This is a genomic window from Gordonia westfalica, from assembly GCF_900105725.1.
In the GTDB taxonomy this organism is placed as follows: Bacteria; Actinomycetota; Actinomycetes; order Mycobacteriales; family Mycobacteriaceae; genus Gordonia; species Gordonia westfalica.
Map to the genome: position 1 here is coordinate 1895401 of NZ_FNLM01000034.1, position 18260 is coordinate 1913660.

The window sequence follows — 18260 nt, forward strand, 5'->3', positions numbered from 1 at the left end:
CCGGTAGGCTGGATCAGATGACAACAGGAGTCGCGCCCACGGAATCGGCAGTTCGCGCCGCCCTGGGCAAGGTCAAGGACCCGGAGATCGGCAAACCCATCACCGACATCGGGATGGTCAAGTCGGTCACCATCAACGACGATGCGAGCGTCGACGTCGGGGTGTACCTGACGACGTCGGGATGCCCCATGCGCACCGAGATCGCCCAGCGCGTGGAGACCGCCGTCGCCGACGTCGCCGGTGTCGGCGCGGTGCGCGTCGAACTCGACGTCATGGACGACGAACAGCGCACCGAGTTGCGCAAGAAGCTGCGCGGGGACAAGGCCGAACCGGTCATCCCCTTCGCCCAGCCCGGGTCCCTGACCCGCGTCTACGCGGTCGCCTCCGGCAAGGGCGGCGTCGGAAAGTCCAGTGTCACGGTCAATCTCGCGACCGCCCTGGCCGAACGCGGACTCACCGTCGGCGTTCTCGACGCCGACATCTACGGCCACTCCGTACCGCGCATGCTCGGCAGCGACGCCAAGCCCACCCAGGTGGAGCGGATGATCATGCCGCCGATGAACCACGGCGTGCGGTTCATCTCCATCGGACAGTTCACCGACGGGAACACCCCGGTCACCTGGCGCGGACCGATGCTGCACCGCGCGCTGCAGCAGTTCCTCGCAGACGTCTACTGGGGCGATCTCGACGTCCTGCTCCTCGATCTGCCGCCGGGTACCGGTGACGTCGCGATCTCCATCGCACAGCTGATCCCGGGTGCGGAGATCCTCGTGGTCACCACCCCGCAGCAGGCGGCCGCCGAGGTCGCCGAGCGCGCCGGCGCGATCGCGCTGCAGACCCGGCAGAAGATCCTGGGCGTCGTCGAGAACATGTCGTGGCTCGAGCTCCCGGACGGCACCCGGATGGAGCCCTTCGGCTCGGGCGGTGGCGCGAAGGTGGCCGAACGCCTCACCCGTGCGGTGGGCGCGCCGGTCGAACTCCTGGGTCAGGTTCCGTTGGAGACCGCGCTGCGCGAGGGCGGCGACGCGGGTGTGCCCGTGGTGCTGTCGGCTCCCGACTCCCCCGCCGGCTCGGCACTGCGGGCGATCGCCGGCAAACTCGCCGTCCGCAAGCGCGGGCTGGCCGGGATGAGCCTCGGGCTCGACACCGTCCGCCACTCCTGAGGAGGTCGGGTCAGGTCGCGTCCCAGTCGGTGACGGCGGGACGGCCGCCCGTACGACGCTCGGTCGGTGCACTGCCCGGGGCCGGCTGGGCCGGGGGCGTGTCGGTGTTCTTGTCCAGCGACATCGGCGCCGACACCGGTTTGATCGGCGGTACCGGGGTGGTGCTGCGATCGACGGTCGTGGCGTCCTCACCCAGTCGGAACAGCGAGTCGTCGCCGTCGAGAAGGTGTTTGGTGACAATCGAGCGCGGTGTCATGCCGCGCAGCTCGTTGAGGTCGGCGAGAGGTTTGCGCAGGTCCTCGAATTCGGGCCGAGTTCGTCCTTGAGCTGGTTGGTCGCGCCGGTCGCGTAGTCGCGGACCTTGCGGAGCGACTGCATCGACCAGGACACCGCGCCGGGGAGTCGTTCGGGTCCGAGGATGACCAGGGCGGCCACGATCAGGATCGCGATCTCGCCCCATCCGATACTGCTGAACATCTGCCTCGTCCCGGTGTCAGTCGCTCGCCGGCGTGATGGTGCCGTTGAACGTGCGCCCGTCCCGCCAGTACTGGAACGGGACCTCTTCACCGATCTTCGCCGTCCGGACCGCGACATTCAACTCGTCGGCGCTCTCGATGGGCCGGTTGTTGAACGAGGTGATGACGTCGTTCTCGCGGACGCCCGCGCGTTCGGCCGATCCACCGGACACCACGTTGCGCACCTGAGCACCCAGGACCCGCTCGTTGCGGACCGAGCTGGCGTTGATGCCGATCTGTGGGTGGTTCACCTTGCCGTCGCGGATGAGGGCCTCGGCGATGGGCTTGGCCTCGTCGATCGGGATGGCGAAGCCGAGACCGATGGACCCGCCGCCGGCGCCGAGTCGGCCGGCGGTGTTGATGCCGACGACCTTGCCCTCGGCGTTCACCAGCGGACCGCCCGAGTTGCCGGGGTTGATCGACGCGTCGGTCTGGATCGCGTCGATGACCGCGTCGGTGTCGGACTCCGCGTCGGGCGTGAGCGCCACGGCACGGTTGGTCGCGCTGACGATGCCGCTGGTCACCGTACGGTTGAGCCCGAGTGGCGATCCGAACGCGACGACCTCTTCGCCGATCTGCAGATCCCCGGAACTGCCGAGGACCGACACGGTCGGGTTCTTCACGTTCTCGACCTTGAGGACCGCGAGGTCGGTCTTGGGATCGCGCCCGACGATGCGTGCGGGAACGCGCTGCCGGTCGAAGAAGATGACCTCGAGCTTCGCGCTCTTGTCGTTCGCGGCCATCGAGATCACGTGGTTGTTGGTGAGGATGTACCCCGCCTTGTCGATGACGAAGCCGGAGCCGGTCGAGTAGGCCCCGGACGCCCGCACGTCGATGGCCACCACGGACTTCTCGACGGCCCGCGCCACCTCGGCGACCGACGAACGCGGCTCCGAACCGTTTCCGGAGCCCTCGGTGGACAGCTGCACCGAATCGGTCGTCAGCGGCGCCGCGACCTCGGCGGTCCACCGCCCCATCAGACCGCCGACGAGGGCGATGAGCAGGGCGATGATCGCGAGCGTCGCGAGTGCGCTCCAACTGATGCGATTGCCCAGCAGCACGTCCCGGACCCCGAGCTTGGGTCCGGGATCGGTCGCCGGCGCCGACGACCCGGTCGGCAGTGCGGGGTCGACGAGCCGCGCGGGGCTCTCCGGATCGCGCCAGGGGTCGTCGGGCCGCGGCTCGTCCTCGGTCTGGCCATAGGTGGCCAGCGGATCGCGCTGGAGGGTCTCGTCGGAACCCGGCGGACGGCCGAAGGCCTCGGCGAGCACGGGGTCCGGGTCGGCGACATGCGGTTGCGGTGCGTCGTGACCGCCGGGTGTCGTGGCGAACGATCCGCGGACGCCGCTGGGCCGACCGAAGACCTGCGCGGTGGCGGGCGAGACGGGCGAGTGCCGCGACCGTCCGGGCGTCAGACGTTGTGAGTGTGGGGGTTCTTCGCGGCGCGCGAACTGCGCGTCACCACCGGGAGTCGAGTTGTCCTCGCCCTGCGGTCCGGTTCCGTCGGCCACGTTCACCGACCCCGACGGCGGAAGTTGCGGCCGCGGCCCGCGTCTCGTGTGAGCGGGTTCGCGGGCGGGCGCATCGCGTCGCGAGCGCCGGGGATGCCGTCGGTCGGGGTGTCGGAGCCGAGGTCGATCTCCTGGGTCGGGATCTGGGAGAGCGCTCCGAGCAGTGACGCGGGCACCGACACCTGACCGGACTCGCGCAGGCGGGTGCGGGCCAGGGATTGGGCGTCGACGGCCGAGACGCACTCCGGGCAGAGCGCGAGGTGATGGGTGGCGCGAGCATGCGCGGACATGCCGAGTTCACCGTCGACGAAGGCGGCAACCGCCTCGGGGGCGAGGTGCTCGGTGGGTGCGAAACGGCGTCCGCCGGCCGTACCCGGCGCGCGATAGCCGCGGTTGGGCAGGAACGACGACGGGGCCGGGGTCCAGGAGTCGGGACTCCAGGAGGAACGCCGGCGACGAAGGTTGGGGGTGGGGGCTCGATACCGCCTCCCCGCGTCGGACGCCCGCGATCGCCGTCCATCATCGTCGGTCACCCCTCTCCACGACGTGTCCGTCGCACTCCGATGTCATCGCTTCTGCCGAGTCTGTTCGCCACGGTACTCACCGTCGGCGTCCTGTGCCGCCGCGCGCGGCCTGACCGGGCCTGCACGCAACATCTCAGCTTATCCGAGTTCCACAACGACGCTCGTCGACTCGTGGTTCCCGAACCGAGCGGGCGAGTCCGCGGATGTGACGTGTCCGATGAACAGCCGACGTCGGCCGCGGGCCGTCAGCTGTGCGCGCCGATGGCGACGGAGCGGCTGCTGGTGTGCCCCTGGGCGGCCAGCGCGTCGCGGATGCTCTGCCGGCCGCGGTGGATGCGGCTGCGAACGGTGCCGAGCTTGACGCCGAGCGTCGCGGCGATCTCCTCGTAGGACAGACCTTCGATGTCACAGAGGACGACGGCGGCGCGGAAGTCGGGCGCCAGCGAGTCGAGGGCGCGCTGCAGATCGGGATCGAGGTTGGTGGCGTCGAAGATCTGCTGGGGGTCGGGGGTGTCGGCCGGCACGCGGTCGTACTCCTCGGGCAGCGCCTCCATGCGGATCTTGCTGCGGCGGCGGACCATGTCGAGGAACAGGTTGGTGGTGATGCGGTGCAGCCAGCCCTCGAACGTGCCGGGGCGGTAGTTCGACAGCGACCGGAACACGCGGATGAAGGTCTCCTGGGTGAGATCCTCCGCGTCGTGCTGATTTCCCGAGAGGCGATAGGCCAGGCGGTAGACGCGGTCGGCGTGCTCGCGCACCAGTTCGTCCCAGGACGGCATCAGCAGTTCGTCGCCGGTGGCGTCGAAACCGGCGGTGCCCGCCGGGACGGCAGGCACTTCGTCGATGGAATCGTGGGAATCGGTCATGGTGGGTGGTCGGTTCCTCTCTCGTGAACACAGCCCGGTGACCCAGAGCACTCACCGTCAGAACAACGTGTGACCGATCGGGTATTCCCGATTCGCCGGGGCTTCACACCGGCCCACCGGGTAATTCCGTCAACCGGACGCACTTACCCTCTCCTATCGGAGTGTGGTCGCCGTATGAGTCGGCTGAGTGTTCCCTGAGGATGTGGAGGGTCGGCGGATTCGCGCAGGTCGGCGCGCCGTGTCCGCATCGGCCGGACCCGCGGACTAACCTCGACGCGTGACCGAGTCAACCCCGTCCGCCGGCCCCGATCTGATCGCCTACGCCGAATCGGCGATCGTCGAGGACGACGCCGTGCTCGCCGCCCGCGCCCGCGCCGAGGAACTGGGCGCCACGCCCGTGAGTCCCGCGGTCGGCGCGCTGCTCGCCCTGCTGGCCCGTACCGCCGACGCGAAGGCCGTCGCCGAGATCGGGACGGGCACCGGCGTGAGCGGTCTGTGGTTGCTCAACGGCATGGCCGCCGACGGCGTCCTGACCACCATCGATCCCGAACCGGAACACCACCGCGCCGCGCGGGCGTCGTTCGCCGGGGCCGACATCTCCCCGGCCGGACGCGCCTGATCAACGGCACGCCCACCGACGTGCTGCCGCGCCTCTCGGACTCGTCCTACGACCTCGTCTTCATCGACGGCCCGCTGCTGGACCTGCCGCGGTTCGTGACCGAGGCCGTCCGCATGCTGCGCAACGGCGGCGTCGTCGTGGTGCACAACGCCACCGCCCACGGAACCGTGGGCGACCCGTCCCGCACCGAGCCGCCGACCGCGGCCGCACGCGAGGCCGCGCTGCTGATCGCCGACGACGAGCGGCTCCTGCCGGTCGTCATCCCGCTGGGGCCCGGCGTGCTGGCAGCCGTCAAGACGCGCTGACCACACAACAAACCCACCCTTTTTCGGCAGATCCACCCCGGACGGGGTGCTGGGTTTGCCGAAAAAGGGTGGGTTTGCGAGGTTCTAAACGCGCGCCGAGCTCGCGAGGCGCCTCTAGACGTCCGTCGAGAACCGGATTCCGTTGTCCGGGATCTCGATTCCCGGCCACACGCGTGCACCGCGCAGGAGTTCGCAACGCGCACCGATGTCCGCGCCGTCGCCGATGACGGTGTCGCGGATCAGTGCCCGCGGGCCGATCCGTGCGCCGCGCCCGATGATCGAGCGTTCGACGACCGCACCGGCCTCGATGACCGCGCCGTCGAAGACCACCGCGCCGTCGAGCCGGGCGCGGGGTCCGACCTCGGCGCCGCGACCGACGACGGTGCCGCCGATGAGCAGTGCACCCGGGCCGATGCCGGCACCCTCGTGGACCAGCGACTCACCGCGGCGGTCGCCGAGCGCCGGTGACGGCGCGATGCCGCGCACCAGGTCGGCCGAGCCGCGGACGAAGTCCTCGGGGTACCCATGTCGCGCCAGTAGGCGTGGTCGACGTGGGCGTGGACGTGCTTGCCCTCGGTGAGCAGGCGCGGGAAGACCTCACGCTCCACCGAGACGGGAACACCGTACGGGATCGACTCGATGATCTCGCGTTTGAAGACGTAGGTGCCGGCGTTGATCTGATCGGTCGGCGGGTCCTGGGTCTTCTCCAGGAAGGCGGTGACGCGGCCGTCGCCGTCGGTCGGCACACAGCCGAACGCACGAGGATCGCTGACCCGCACGAGGTGGATGGTCACGTCGGCGTCGGCGGCGCGGTGGCTGTCGATGACATCGCGCACGTCGGTGCCGCCGAGTACGTCGCCGTTGAACACGACGACGGTGTCGGCGGTCAGCTCGTCGAGGACGTTGCGGATGCCGCCGCCCGTGCCGAGCGGTTCGTCCTCGGTGACATAGCGGAGTCGCAGGCCCAGCTTGGAGCCGTCGCCGTAGTACTCGCTGAACACCTCGGCCTTGAACGAGGTGCTGAGGACGACGTCCCGGATCCCGGCCGCGTGGATGCGCGACAGCAGGTGGGTGAGGAAGGGCAGGCCGGCGGTGGGCAGCATCGGCTTGGGGGCCGAGAGGGTGAGCGGACGCAGGCGCGTGCCCTTGCCGCCGACGAGGACGACGGCCTGGACGTCCTTGTCGATGGAACCGGATCCCCCGACGGATTCGTCGCCCACCGACTCTCGCGCGGTGTACTGATCCACTTGATCGGTCCCTTCTTCGTGGTGATTGTTGTTCACTTCAGCACTTATCAGCTGGTTTCGCTCGTCGACGCGCTCTGCGTCGACGAGGCCCGGCGGGCGGCACGCACCGCGAGGCGGGATCGCGCGGCCAGGCCGACTCGCAGCGCCAGTCGGAGTGGCGCACGCAAGACGCCGGGGTTGCGGTCCGCCTGGAACCGATAGGCACTCTCGTGATGTGCGGGCAGCATCTTCTCCGGATTCCGGCCGGCGCTGTGTCCCTTGGTGTGCACGATCTCGGCGGAGGGGACGTAGACGTTCTGCCAGCCGGCCTTGCCGAGGCGGTCGCCGAGGTCGACGTCCTCCATGTACATGAAGTAGCGCGGATCGAAGCCGCCGATCGCGTCGAAGGCCTCCCGGCGGACCAGGAGGCACGACCCGGACAGCCAGCCGACGGCGCGTTCCGACGGAGCCACGTCGTCGGCGCGATAGGCCGCGGTCCACGGGTTGGACTTCCAGACCGTGCCGAGGATGGCGTGCCCGGTGCCGGAGACGAGGTCGGGTACGCGTCGGGCCGACGGGTAGACCGAGCCGTCGGGTTCGCGGATGAGCGGTCCGAGCGACCCGGCACGCGGCCAGCGTCGCGCGGCGTCGAGCAGTGCGTCGATCGAGCCCGGCTTCCACTCGACGTCGGGGTTGGCGATCAGTACGAATTCGATGTCGGGTTCGATCTCGGCGACCCCGCGGTTCATCCCGCGTCCGTAGCCGAGGTTCCCGCCGGTGTGGACCAGAGTCACCGACTCGTAGTCCTGCTCGGCCCGTTCGGGTGCGCCGTCGTCGGAGCCGTTGTCGGCGATGATGACCTGCGGCATCTCGTCGGTCACGGCATCGAGACTGCGGAGGAACGTCGTGAGGTGTTCACCGGAGGAGTAGGTCACCGTCACGACGGCTAACTGAGCGGGCACCGGCTCAGGGTAACGAACCCTCGGACGCGGCCATCGACGCGTGTAGCGCGGCGCGCCAGTCCCGCAGCGGCGTCAGTCCGGCCGCGGCCCAGGACCGTCCGGAGAGTACCGAGTACGCGGGGCGAGGTGCCGGACGCGGGAATTCGGCCGTGGTGGTGGGCAGCACCCGCGAGCGCTCGGCGCCGACCTCTTCGAAGACGGCCGCCGCGACGTCGAACCAGGTTGCGCGGCCCGCGTTGGTGGCGTGCAGGACGGCGCCGGTGACCTCGGGACGCGGCCCGGCGGCCACCAGCTCCCACAGGCCGTCGGCGAGGTCGATGCAGTACGTGGGTGAACCGAGCTGGTCGTCGACGACCGACACGGTGTCGCGCGCCTGCTCCAGGCGGCGCATCGTCCCCACGAAGTCGCGGCTCTCGGGTCCGCCGGTGTAGACCCAGGCGGTGCGGACGACGGTGGCGCGCGGGTCCGCTTCTAGCGCGGCGCGTTCACCGTCGAGTTTGGTGGCGCCGTAGACCGTGGCGGGTTCGCCGCTCACGTCTCCGGGTTCATATCCGTCGGGGCGGTCGGCGTCGGGGGCCCCACCCGGGAACACGTAGTCGGTGGAGACGTGGATCAGCCACGCCCCCGCGGCGGCGGTGTGCGCGGCGAGTACGGCCGGGCCGGTGACGTTCACCCGGCGCGCACCCTCGGGATCCGACTCGGCACCGTCGACGTCGGTGTAGGCGGCACAGTTGACGACGACGTCCCCGGGACCGAGATCGCCGAGTGCGGTCGCCACCGAGGTCTCGTCGGCGATGTCGATTTCGGCCGAGGTCAGTGGGCGCCACACCACGGAGTCGGGCGCCTGCGCCGACCGCTCCTGGAGTGCGGTGCCGAGCTGGCCGCCGGCGCCGATGATGAACACGGTGGGGGTGCTGGGCGTGACACGCATGGGCACCATCGTGCCGCAGACCCGGGCACCTCACCTGCCCGGCGTCGTCCACGTGACGACCGCTACTCGACTTCTCGGCGTTGCGTTCTCGAATTCCCGAATCACTTCAGTAGCCTGGCGACAGCACAACACCAACTTTCACTCCTGCACCGACAATCCCATGGCGCGGACCGACCGTGCGCCACCGTCGAGCAGCATGACAACCTCGAAAGGGATCGCTGACCAGTGGATTCACCATCCGACGGCGCACGTGGGCGGCCGCGTCCCCGGCGTGCGGTACCGCCGGAGCCGGGTCGCCCACCCCAGGGCGCCCGACCGCGTCCTGCAGACGCCGAGGCTCCCGCGCCGCGGCGCCGGGTGGTGCGTCGTGCTCCCGAGATGCCTCCGCGCGGCGATTCCCCGCAGCGTGCCCGGCGTCAGCCGCCGCCGGACCGTACCCCCGCCCGGGACGCCGAGGGCATGCCCCGACGCCGGCCCCCGGAGGCGCGCGACCCGCGCAGGCGTGTGCCGCCGCAGGATCCCGCTTCTCCCCGCCGCCCGCGACGCGGTGACGAACCTCTCGGCCGACGCTCGTCCGGTGAGATCCACACGCGGTCGGCACCCACCGATCGTGGGCGCCCCGCACCTCAGGAACCGCCCCGCAAGCGCCGGCCGCGGCCCGAGGAAGGCAAGACCCCCGCCAGGAAGTCGACTCCGCCGAAGGCCGCGACGGAGAAGCCGAGGTCGGACAAGGGGCCGGTCGGCAACGCCGTACCGAAGAAGGTCGCCGCCAAGAAGGCGGCCGCGCAGAACGCGGCCGCGCAGAAGGCCACGGCAAAGAACGCTGCAACCAGGAAAGCAGGGCCGCAGAAGCCCGGGCCCAGGAAGCGCGCCTCTGCGGCCGTCGCCGCCGCAGCCGAGATGACCGAGAAGCTCTCGGCCACCGAGGTCTCCACCGCATCCGCCGCCCCGCCGACCGCACCGCCCGGCACCGACACGCCCGCGCGGGCGAGATGGGCGTCGGGTGCCGGATGGGGTCGTTCGCTGATCGCGATCGCCTCGGTCGCCGTGCTGCTGTGCACCGGATACGCCTGGAACACCATGTCCGACCTCGAGACCCGCATCACGCAACTCGGCGGACTCGGTCTCGGCGGCGCGAAGGACGGCGCCGTCGACATCCTGCTGGTGGGCACCGACTCCCGCACCGACGCGAAGGGCAATCCGCTCTCGCCGGAGGAGATCAAGCTCCTGCGGTCGGGCGAGGAGGTCGCCACCAACACCGACACCATCCTGCTGGTGCGCATCCCCGAGGACGGTTCGTCGGCCACCGCGATCTCGATCCCGCGCGACTCGTACGTCGACGTGCCGGGCATCGGGATGAGCAAGATCAACGCCGCCTACGGCACCACACGCGAGGGCGTGCGCGCCCGCGCCGTGGAGGCCGGGAAGTCTCCCGAGACCGCCGAGAAGGAAGGCACGCTGGCCGGCCGAAAAGCGTTGGTGGACACCGTCGCCAACCTCACCGGAGTCCAGGTCGACCACTATGCGGAGGTCGGTCTGCTCGGCTTCGTCCTGCTGACCAATGCGGTCGGCGGAATCGACGTCTGCCTCAATGCGCCGGTCCGGGAACCGCTCAGCGGTGCACGCTTCCGCAAGGGCGTCCAGACCCTCGACGGGCCCAAGGCGTTGAGCTTCGTGCGCCAGCGCCACGGACTCCCCCGCGGCGACCTCGACCGCATCACCCGCCAGCAGGCCTTCATGGCCTCGCTGACCCAGAAGGTGCTGTCCGCGGGCACTCTCACCGATCCGGGCAAGCTGTCCGAGATGCAGGATGCCGTGGCGCGGTCGATCGTCATCGACGACGGCTGGAACATCATCAGTTTCGCCGAGCAGTTCAAGGATCTCAGCGGCGGCCGCGTGAAGTTCGCGACCATCCCCATCGTCACCGAGCAGGGCTGGAGCGAAGACGGCCAGCAGAGTGTCGTCGAGGTGGATCCGCAAGCGGTACAGACGTACACGAGTGACCTGCTCACCGCGAAGCAGGCGGCCGGTGACACCCAGCGCGGCGACTTCACGGTCGACGTCGTCAACGCCGGCACCGTCGACGGCCTGGGCTCGAATGTGGCGAACATCCTGACCAACAAGGGTTATCAGTCCGGCGAGACGTCGAGCGGAAAGGCCGACACCAAGGACTCGGTGGTCTACGCCAAGAAGAATGACGACGCCGCACGGCTTCTCGCGAAGGATCTCGGCGGGGTCAAGATCGTCGAGGACCCGAAGCTCGCCGACGATCATCTGAAGGTGGTGCTCACCAACACCTATGCCGGACCGGGCGGGCTCGGCGACACCGGCGACCAGTCCGACAACACCCCGGCCAGTGAGCGTGTCGGCAACAAGCGGCCGCCGATCACCGCCGGGAACAAGGGGCCGATGTGCGTGAACTGAACACTCCGAACACCGTCGCCGACGCGATCTTCGGTGCGGTGGCCGACCATTCGCGTCCGCTGCTGACCTACTACGACGAGGCGACGGGCGAGCGCACCGAGCTGTCCGCGGCCACCCTCGGCAACTGGGCGGCGAAGACCGCCAACTACCTCGTCGACGAGATCGGCGTGAACGCCGGCGATGTCGTCGTGGTGGACCTGCCGGAGCACTGGCAGACCGCAGGTATCGTCCTCGGCGCACTCTGGGCCGGCGCCGATGTGCACACCGAGGGGTTCGACGACGCAGTGCTGGTGTTCACGTCGCGCGACCGCCTCGACGACCATCCCGATGCCGACGAGGTGGTGGTGGCGTCTCTCGATCCGTTCGCCCTGCCGCTGCGCGATCTCCCGCCCGGGGTCGGCGATTACGGGAGCGTCGTACGGGTGCACGGCGACCAGTTCTTCTCCCGGTCGCCCGCCACCTCAGCCCTCGACGGCGCGACCACTGCCGAGGTGATCACCGACGCCCGGGGTGCCGCCGAACGCGACGGCATCGTCGCTAGTACCCGCGTGGTGTCCACGCGTCGGTGGCACACCGCGCCCGGGGTCCTGGCACATCTGCTCGCTCCGCTGGTCGCCGGCGGCAGTCTCGTACACGTCGCCAACGCGACCGCCGAGCGCGTGGCCGCGATCGCCGACGTCGAGAAGGCCGGAGTCGTTCTCGCCGAATAGCCGCAAATGCCGCGCGACCCCGCGGGATCAGATACCAAGGCCCCGCGGGATCGCGGGTTTTGAGGCACAGTGGGGACATGCGACTGCCCAACGCACTGGCCCGATTCAACAAGATCGTCACCAATCCGATCCAGCGACAGTGGGCGCCCCACCTGGCGCCGTTCGCCATGGTCGAGCATGTCGGCCGCAAGTCCGGGAAGACCTATTCGATTCCGGTGCTGGCCTGGGTCGACCGTGACAAGCTCACGATCATCCTCACCTACGGCAGGCACACCGACTGGGTGCGCAACGTCCAGGCGGCCGGCTCGTTCGGCCTGATCCGCAAGGACAAGCGCTACCGGGTCACCGGCCCGCGAGTGGTGCCGTCGGACTCCCCCGACCTCGCCTCCGGCGCGAAGATCCCGGCACGGCTGTTCGAGTCGGCGCTCATCGGCACCCTGCACAAGGACTGACCCGGTGGCCGACGATCCGCTCGACGATTTCACCGCCGAGGACGTGACCCTGCGTGGCGACACGCGTCGCGTCTACCACAAGGGCACCGGGCCGGCGGTCATCGTGATCGCCGAGATGCCCGGCATCAGCCCGAAGGTCGCCGACGTGGCCCGACGCATCGCCGATCTCGGTGCCACCGCGGTGATGCCGTCGTTGTTCGGCGTCGACGGCCAGGATCCGAGGCCGGACAATCTCGGCCGGGTGGGCGCGGTACGCACGATGCTGGGCACGATCACCAAGGCCTGCATCACCCGCGAATTCACCGTTCTGGCAACGGGAAAGACCTCACCGGTCGCGGCGTGGCTGCGCGAGCTGGCCGCCCGTGAGCACGACCGCTGCGGCGGTCCGGGAGTGGGTGCGGTCGGGATGTGTTTCACCGGCGGCTTCGCGCTGGCGATGGCGACCGACGAACGGATGCTGGCGCCGGTGCTCTCGCAGCCGTCGTTGCCGTTCGCGGTCCTCCCCGGGCGTGCACGCGCCATCGACGTCGACGATGCCGATCTCGCGAAAGTGCAGGCGCGGTGCGCCCGCGGGCTCGAGGTGATGGGGCTGCGATTCGCGGGCGATCAGCTCTCTCCGCGTTCGCGATTCGCCTATCTCCAGCAGCTTCTCGGCGACTCGTTCATCGGGATCGAACTCCCCGACGACGCGGCGAACCCGGATTCGATGTTCCCCCGGCCGCATTCGGTGCTGACCGAAGACCTCTACGACGAACCCGGACAACCCACCAGAGAAGCCTTCGACCGGGTGATGGACTTCTTCACCGAGAAACTCGATCTGCAGCCCACCACGCCGGAATCTCCTGCCGCACAAGGCTAGTCGCCGAGCAGCTCCTGCTGGAGCGCGGCGTCCTTATCGAGGACCATCTGCTCGAGGTTCCTCTGGAACGTCACCATCCGCTCCTGCAGAGCGGGCTCGGACGAGGCGAGGATGCGCACGGCGAGCAGACCGGCATTGCGCGCACCGCCGACCGAGACGGTCGCGACGGGTACACCGGCGGGCATCTGCACGATCGACAGCAGCGAGTCGAGCCCGTCGAGGTGCCGGAGCGGCACCGGCACACCGATGACCGGTAGCGGGGTCGCCGAGGCGACCATGCCCGGAAGGTGTGCTGCCCCACCGGCTCCCGCGATGATGACCTCGATGCCGTTGGCGGCGGCGCCCGCGGCGTAGTCGAGCATGCGCTGCGGCGTGCGGTGTGCCGAGACGACACCCACCTGGAACGGCACGTCGAATTCGGCGAGTGCCTCCGCGGCTGCCTTCATCGTCGGCCAGTCGGAGTCGCTGCCCATGATCAGGCCGACCCGCGGGCCGCCCCTCGTACCTGCGTTCTCACTCATGAATGCACATCCCATCCGTCGGTCCACGTCGCGCGGGACATCCACTGCGCGGCACGCTCGGCGCGCTCACGCACCGATTCCATCGATTCACCTTCGCGGCCGACGATGTTCACGTGGCCGATCTTGCGGTCGCGCCGCTCACCCTTGCCGTAGAGATGCACCTTCGCCTCGGGCATCCGCGCCATCAGATGGTGCAGGCGCTCGTCCATGGACATCTCCGGCGCTTCCGGCGCACCCAGGATGTTGGCCATCACGGTCAGCGGCGAGATCGGCGCGGTGTTGCCCAGCGGGTAGTCGAGGACGGCGCGCAGATGCTGCTCGAACTGCGAGGTGACCGCGCCGTCCATCGACCAGTGGCCGCTGTTGTGCGGGCGCATCGCCAGCTCGTTGACGACGAGCGCGCCGTCGACGGTCTCGAAGAGCTCCATCGCCATGACGCCGACCACGCCGAGTTCGTCGGCCAGTCGCAACGCCATCTGCTGCGCCTGTTCGGCGACGTCGTCGTCGAGATCCGGTGCCGGCGCGAGCACGACGGCGCACTGACCGTGGCGCTGGATCGTCTCCACCACCGGCCACGCGGCGCCCTGCCCGAACGGCGACCGGGCGATCATCGCCGACAGCTCGCGGCGCATCGGCACCTTCTGTTCGGCGAGCAGCGCCGGTGCGTCGGACGGGTACTGGTCGAAGACCGCGAGAGCCTCGTCGGCGCCGTCGACGAGCCACACACCGCGGCCGTCGTAGCCGCCACGCACGGCCTTGATCACGATCTCCCAGCCGTGGGACTCGCCGAACTCGACGAGACGTGCGCGGGCGGCCTCACGATCACCGGCGAGGTCGGCGAATTCGGGGACCGGCAGACCCAACGCGGCCAGACGGACCCGCATCGCCAGCTTGTCCTGCGCGAAGTGCAGTGCCTTCGACGGCGGGAGGACCGCCACCCCTTCGGCTTCGAGCGCCCGGAGGTGATGCAGCGGCACGCCCTCGTGGTCGAAGGTCAGCGCGGCGGAACCCTCGGCGGCACGCCGCAGGTCGTCGAGGTCGTCATGCGAGCCGAGGACGATGTCGGCACTCACCTGCGCTGCCGGGTCCGACTCCGACGCGGCCAGCACGCGCAGACACTGTCCGAGCGCGATCGCGGCCTGATGCGTCATCCGGGCGAGCTGACCGCCACCGATCATCGTGACCTTCGGCATACCCGACGCCGCGCCGGCGCTCCGCGCCGCTTCCGGGGTGGGCGGCACCGCGGACTTCGAGGTCACAGGCCCGTTCACAGGCGCTCCATCCGGCTCGCGTGGATTCACGCGAACCATCGTGGCACGTCCGCTCTGTCATCCGCACAACCGCCCGGAGAACGGTCCTCGCGGTTTCGTTTCGTACACTCGGATCTTGTGCCATTCATCGACGAGCTGATCGCTCGCCTCCCATCGCCGATTCGACGGCTCGTGATGCGGCACCACGAACTCATCAAGTTCGCCATGGTCGGCGGCACCACCTTCATCTTCGACCTGGCCATCTTCTACAGCCTCAGCCTCACGATCCTCGAGACCAAGCCGGTGATCGCCAAGGTCATCGCCGGCGTGCTCGCGACGATCCTCAGTTACATCCTCAATCGCGAGTGGGCGTTCAAGAACCGCGGCGGCCGCGAACGTCACCATGAGGCGCTGCTGTTCTTCGTCATCAGCGGGATCGGCGTCATCCTCCAGGCCGCACCACTGTTCGTCGGCAACAACGTCTTCGACATGCGGTCCAATCTGAGCGTGTCCGAGGTCGTGATCGTCGACTTCATCCTCGGCTACGTCATCGGCAACCTGATGCAGATGGCCTTCCGGTTCTGGGCACTGCGCAAGTTCGCGTTTCCCGAAGAACTCCTCCGCGGCGGCGACGCCGGGTCCACCGACCTGCACCCCTCGCTCGCCGAACTCAACGATGAGGAACTCGGTCACGCCTGACGTCGCTGTCCGAGTCGTCACCGGGCCCGGGGTCCTCGTGCTCCTCCGGGTCCTCGCCGTAACCGCTGGCGTACCGCGCCGGAACGACGATGGCGAACGTGGGTGGCCGTCGGACCGTGAGTTCCAGTCGCCCGCCGTCGGCCTCGATGAGCGCTCGCGCCAGCGACAGGCCGACGCCGCTACGACCCGCACCGGGTCGCGCTCCGGCCGAGAACCCGCGTCGGAAGATGTGCGCGGAGATCTCATCGGCCACGCCCGCCCCCTCGTCGGCGACCGTGATGCGGGCCAGGTCGCCGGCCTGCAGCGTGCTCACCTCTATCCGGCACGTCCCGCGGCCGTGTTGTAGGGCGTTGTCGACCAGCACGCTCACCGCCTCGCGCAACCGGCCGGACTGCGAGGTGAGCGCCTGCGGCGCGCCGTCGATCGTGAAGGTCAGGTCCCGGCCCTGCGCCGCGAAGGCGTGGCGGAAGTCGTCCACCAGGGTGGTCAGCATGTCGCCGATGTCGACGAAGTGCGGTTCGGGTTCGTCGGCGCGCGAGGCCTCGACCAGTTCGTCGAGTTCGGTGGCCAGTCGTTCGACCTGATCGAGTGCCGCCTCCGCTTCGCTGACCACCGCAGGGTCGTCGTGCAGCGTCAACTCCTCGAGTCGCAGCTGGATCGCGGTCAGACGACTGCGCAGCTGGTGCGACGCGTCCCCGGCGATCTCGCGCTCCCGTTCGAGCCTCAGGGCCTGGGCGGTGTTGGCGTCGGCGAGCGCTCGCGAGACCCGATCGAGTTCGGCGATGCCGTACATCTTCCATTTCGTGCGGAAGTCGGCCCGACCCAGCGTCGCCGCGCGGTCGGCGAGATCGGTGAGCGGATCGACGATCCGGCCCGCCGTCACCGCCGCCACCACGGATCCGCCGATCACCGAGGCCACCACCACGAGCAGGACGACGCCGGCGGCGGTCAGCTGATCGTCGCGGACCTCGTCCCGCGGGATGGACAGGGTCAGGGTGCCGGCATCGCCCAGGCCGATCGATTCCGACAGCCGGGCACCGGCGATGTCGGCGCCGAGGACCATCTGCTGGTTCGTGCCCTCGAGGTCCGGGTAGGTGATGGTCAGGCGGCCGTTGGGCGGCATGAGCAGTTCGAAGGACTGCCGGTTGACCGCGTCCGTCGGGATCCGTCCGTCGGCGCCCTCCTGCCGGATGAGCTGATCGGCGATGACCTTGAGACGGTTGTCGAGATCCTGGTGGGCGTTGTCGGCCACCCACCACCAGGCCACGACGCTGAGCGGGATGCCCAGCAGGCAACCGACCGCGATCAGGACCGCGATCATCGTGGTGAGCAGGCGTCGGCGCATGGAAGCAGGTCGCATCGATGCCGGTCGCAGGGGCATCGTCTTAGGGGTCGAACCGGAAACCGACGCCGCGCACCGTCACTATGTGGCGCGGGCGGTTGTGGCGATCGTCGCCGATCTTCCGGCGCAGCCAGGAGATGTGCATGTCGAGGGTCTTCGACGACCGCAGATCGGCCGAACCCCAGACCTCGGTGAGGATCTCCTCGCGCGACACGACCTCACCCGCCCGCTCCATGAGGAACCGGAGAAGGTCGAATTCGCGGTTCGCCAGGGTGAGGTCCTGCCCGTTGACCAGCACGCGCCGCGCCCGGGCGTCGAGCCGGATGTCACCGCCCTCGAGCACGGGGTCGCCGTCCCCGGGCTGACGGCGGCGGAGCAGCGCGCGCACGCGTGCGAGGAGCTCCGCCAGGCGGAAGGGTTTGCCCACGTAGTCGTCCGCACCGGCGTCGAGGCCGACCACGAAGTCCACCTCGTCGGTGCGCGCGGTGAGCATGAGCACCGCGAGGGCGGGTCGCTGGGCGCGCACCCGACGGCAGACCTCGAGTCCGTCGAGGACCGGGAGCCCGAGGTCGAGGATGAGCAGCTCATAGCGGGCGTCGAGGGCCTTCTCGAGCGCGTCGGCACCGGTGCTCACGACCTCGCAGCCGTATCCCTCTCGGGACAGCGCCCGCGCGAGCGGTTCGGCGATCGCGGCGTCGTCCTCGGCGAGCAGCACGTTGGTCAACGTTCCCGCGCTCCTCTGCTCTCGGGTCGGTCGGCGGCTCCGCCCGGATCACCGTAGTCGTCGTCGGGCTGGTCGTCGTCGCCGTACATCTCGAGCACCTCGTGATAGAGCAGCGAGTGGACCTTCTCCACCTGCGGGATGTCGTCGAAGGACAGGGGTTCGTCGGACGCCGACTCGATGACCAGGGTTCCCGTCCGCAACATCCGGTCGATCAGGCCGTGGCGGAACTCGACGGTGTTGATCCGCCGGATGGGGATGTCGATCCCGGACCGGGTGATGATTCCGTTGCGGAACATCACCCGACGATCGGTGAGGACGAAGTGCGTTGTCTTCCAGGACAGCAGCGGCCGGACGAAGTACCAGACGAGGCCGAGCGCCCACACGACGCCGACGACGATCAGCAGCACCGTCCGCGGCGTCGAGCCGAGCGACGATCCGGCGATCGCACCGGCGAGGACGCCCGCGGCCGCGGTGATGATCCCGAACAGCAGGAACGGGCCGAGCAGACACTTCCAGTGAGGGTGACGGTGGAGGACCACACGTTCACCGTGCGCCAGGTTCTCCCGCGGGTAAGCCATGCGGCTCAGCATAATCGGGACGGGCCTGCACCGGGCCTCGCTGAGTAGACTGCGAACACCAGCACCGATCGACCGCCGG

General features: G+C 69.6%; 15 protein-coding genes and 4 pseudogenes. 7 read left to right on the forward strand and 12 right to left on the reverse strand.

Going from position 1 to position 18260, the window contains the following annotated elements:
• The first annotated feature begins 17 nt into the window (after positions 1-17).
• Entirely contained in the window at positions 18-1163 is a 1146-nt protein-coding gene (locus BLU62_RS14010) for an Mrp/NBP35 family ATP-binding protein (RefSeq protein WP_074850121.1), read from the forward strand.
• 10 nt (positions 1164-1173) lie between these two features.
• On the opposite strand, the pseudogene tatB reads toward BLU62_RS14010, so the two are convergent.
• The 4 genes and pseudogenes from tatB to sigE form a co-directional block, all read right to left on the reverse strand.
• A pseudogene (gene tatB, locus BLU62_RS14015) lies at positions 1174-1640 on the reverse strand (Sec-independent protein translocase protein TatB).
• A 16-nt stretch (positions 1641-1656) separates the two neighbouring features.
• Entirely contained in the window at positions 1657-3195 is a 1539-nt protein-coding gene (locus BLU62_RS14020; protein ID WP_074850122.1) for a S1C family serine protease, read from the reverse strand.
• Positions 3192-3712: pseudogene (locus tag BLU62_RS14025) on the reverse strand (hypothetical protein). The gene BLU62_RS14020 and the pseudogene BLU62_RS14025 overlap by 4 nt, the downstream one beginning before the upstream one ends.
• 246 nt (positions 3713-3958) lie before the next feature.
• On the reverse strand, positions 3959-4579 hold the full coding sequence (gene sigE / locus BLU62_RS14030; protein ID WP_074850123.1) for an RNA polymerase sigma factor SigE: 621 nt from the start codon (positions 4577-4579) through the stop codon (positions 3959-3961).
• A 277-nt stretch (positions 4580-4856) separates the two neighbouring features.
• On the opposite strand from sigE, the pseudogene BLU62_RS14035 reads away from it, so the two are divergent.
• Positions 4857-5503, forward strand: a pseudogene (locus tag BLU62_RS14035) (O-methyltransferase).
• Positions 5504-5617: 114 nt separating this feature from the next.
• Here the strand turns inward: BLU62_RS14035 and manB are convergent.
• From manB to rfbD, 3 genes and pseudogenes are all read right to left on the reverse strand, one after another.
• Positions 5618-6750, reverse strand: a pseudogene (gene manB / locus BLU62_RS14040) (mannose-1-phosphate guanylyltransferase).
• A 47-nt stretch (positions 6751-6797) separates the two neighbouring features.
• Positions 6798-7691 carry a glycosyltransferase family 2 protein gene (locus BLU62_RS14045; RefSeq protein ID WP_074850124.1) on the reverse strand — a complete coding sequence of 298 codons (894 nt, stop codon included), beginning with the start codon at positions 7689-7691 and terminating at the stop codon, positions 6798-6800.
• A gap of 4 nt (positions 7692-7695) precedes the next feature.
• The gene (gene rfbD, locus BLU62_RS14050; protein WP_074850125.1) at positions 7696-8631 is read right to left on the reverse strand and encodes a dTDP-4-dehydrorhamnose reductase; all 936 of its coding nucleotides are present in this window, start codon (positions 8629-8631) and stop codon (positions 7696-7698) included.
• A 450-nt stretch (positions 8632-9081) separates the two neighbouring features.
• Here rfbD and BLU62_RS14055 point away from each other — a divergent pair, with 450 nt between their 5' ends.
• From BLU62_RS14055 to BLU62_RS14070, 4 genes are all read left to right on the forward strand, one after another.
• Positions 9082-11046, forward strand: coding sequence for an LCP family protein (locus BLU62_RS14055; RefSeq protein WP_074850126.1), 1965 nt, complete (start codon positions 9082-9084; stop codon positions 11044-11046).
• The gene (locus tag BLU62_RS14060; RefSeq protein ID WP_074852901.1) at positions 11034-11756 is read left to right on the forward strand and encodes a TIGR03089 family protein; all 723 of its coding nucleotides are present in this window, start codon (positions 11034-11036) and stop codon (positions 11754-11756) included. Before BLU62_RS14055 ends, BLU62_RS14060 begins: the two co-directional genes overlap by 13 nt.
• 77 nt (positions 11757-11833) lie before the next feature.
• Positions 11834-12208 (forward strand): nitroreductase family deazaflavin-dependent oxidoreductase, encoded by a 375-nt coding sequence (locus BLU62_RS14065; protein ID WP_074850127.1) that lies wholly within the window; start codon positions 11834-11836, stop codon positions 12206-12208.
• Positions 12209-12212: 4 nt separating this feature from the next.
• Positions 12213-13067 carry a dienelactone hydrolase family protein gene (locus BLU62_RS14070; protein WP_074850128.1) on the forward strand — a complete coding sequence of 285 codons (855 nt, stop codon included), beginning with the start codon at positions 12213-12215 and terminating at the stop codon, positions 13065-13067.
• Here BLU62_RS14070 and purE read toward each other — a convergent pair.
• Positions 13064-13588 carry a 5-(carboxyamino)imidazole ribonucleotide mutase gene (gene purE / locus BLU62_RS14075; RefSeq protein WP_074850129.1) on the reverse strand — a complete coding sequence of 175 codons (525 nt, stop codon included), beginning with the start codon at positions 13586-13588 and terminating at the stop codon, positions 13064-13066. The genes BLU62_RS14070 and purE overlap by 4 nt on opposite strands.
• Complete coding sequence (locus BLU62_RS14080) at positions 13585-14898, reverse strand: 5-(carboxyamino)imidazole ribonucleotide synthase (protein WP_074850130.1); 1314 nt, start codon at positions 14896-14898, stop codon at positions 13585-13587. The genes purE and BLU62_RS14080 overlap by 4 nt, the downstream gene beginning before the upstream one ends.
• Before the next feature lie 78 nt (positions 14899-14976).
• Here BLU62_RS14080 and BLU62_RS14085 point away from each other — a divergent pair, with 78 nt between their 5' ends.
• Positions 14977-15537: a GtrA family protein gene (locus BLU62_RS14085; RefSeq protein WP_208863633.1), complete on the forward strand. Its 561-nt coding sequence runs from the start codon at positions 14977-14979 to the stop codon at positions 15535-15537.
• Here BLU62_RS14085 and BLU62_RS14090 read toward each other — a convergent pair.
• Genes BLU62_RS14090 through BLU62_RS14100 form a run of 3 tightly spaced genes read right to left on the reverse strand, consistent with a single transcriptional unit; the run spans position 15509 to position 18193 of the window.
• Complete coding sequence (locus BLU62_RS14090) at positions 15509-16882, reverse strand: sensor histidine kinase (protein WP_074850131.1); 1374 nt, start codon at positions 16880-16882, stop codon at positions 15509-15511. The two genes, BLU62_RS14085 and BLU62_RS14090, sit on opposite strands and share 29 nt — an antisense overlap.
• Before the next feature lie 40 nt (positions 16883-16922).
• Positions 16923-17603: a response regulator transcription factor gene (locus BLU62_RS14095; RefSeq protein ID WP_074850132.1), complete on the reverse strand. Its 681-nt coding sequence runs from the start codon at positions 17601-17603 to the stop codon at positions 16923-16925.
• The gene (locus BLU62_RS14100) at positions 17600-18193 is read right to left on the reverse strand and encodes a PH domain-containing protein (protein ID WP_074850133.1); all 594 of its coding nucleotides are present in this window, start codon (positions 18191-18193) and stop codon (positions 17600-17602) included. The genes BLU62_RS14095 and BLU62_RS14100 overlap by 4 nt, the downstream gene beginning before the upstream one ends.
• Positions 18194-18260 lie beyond the last annotated feature (67 nt).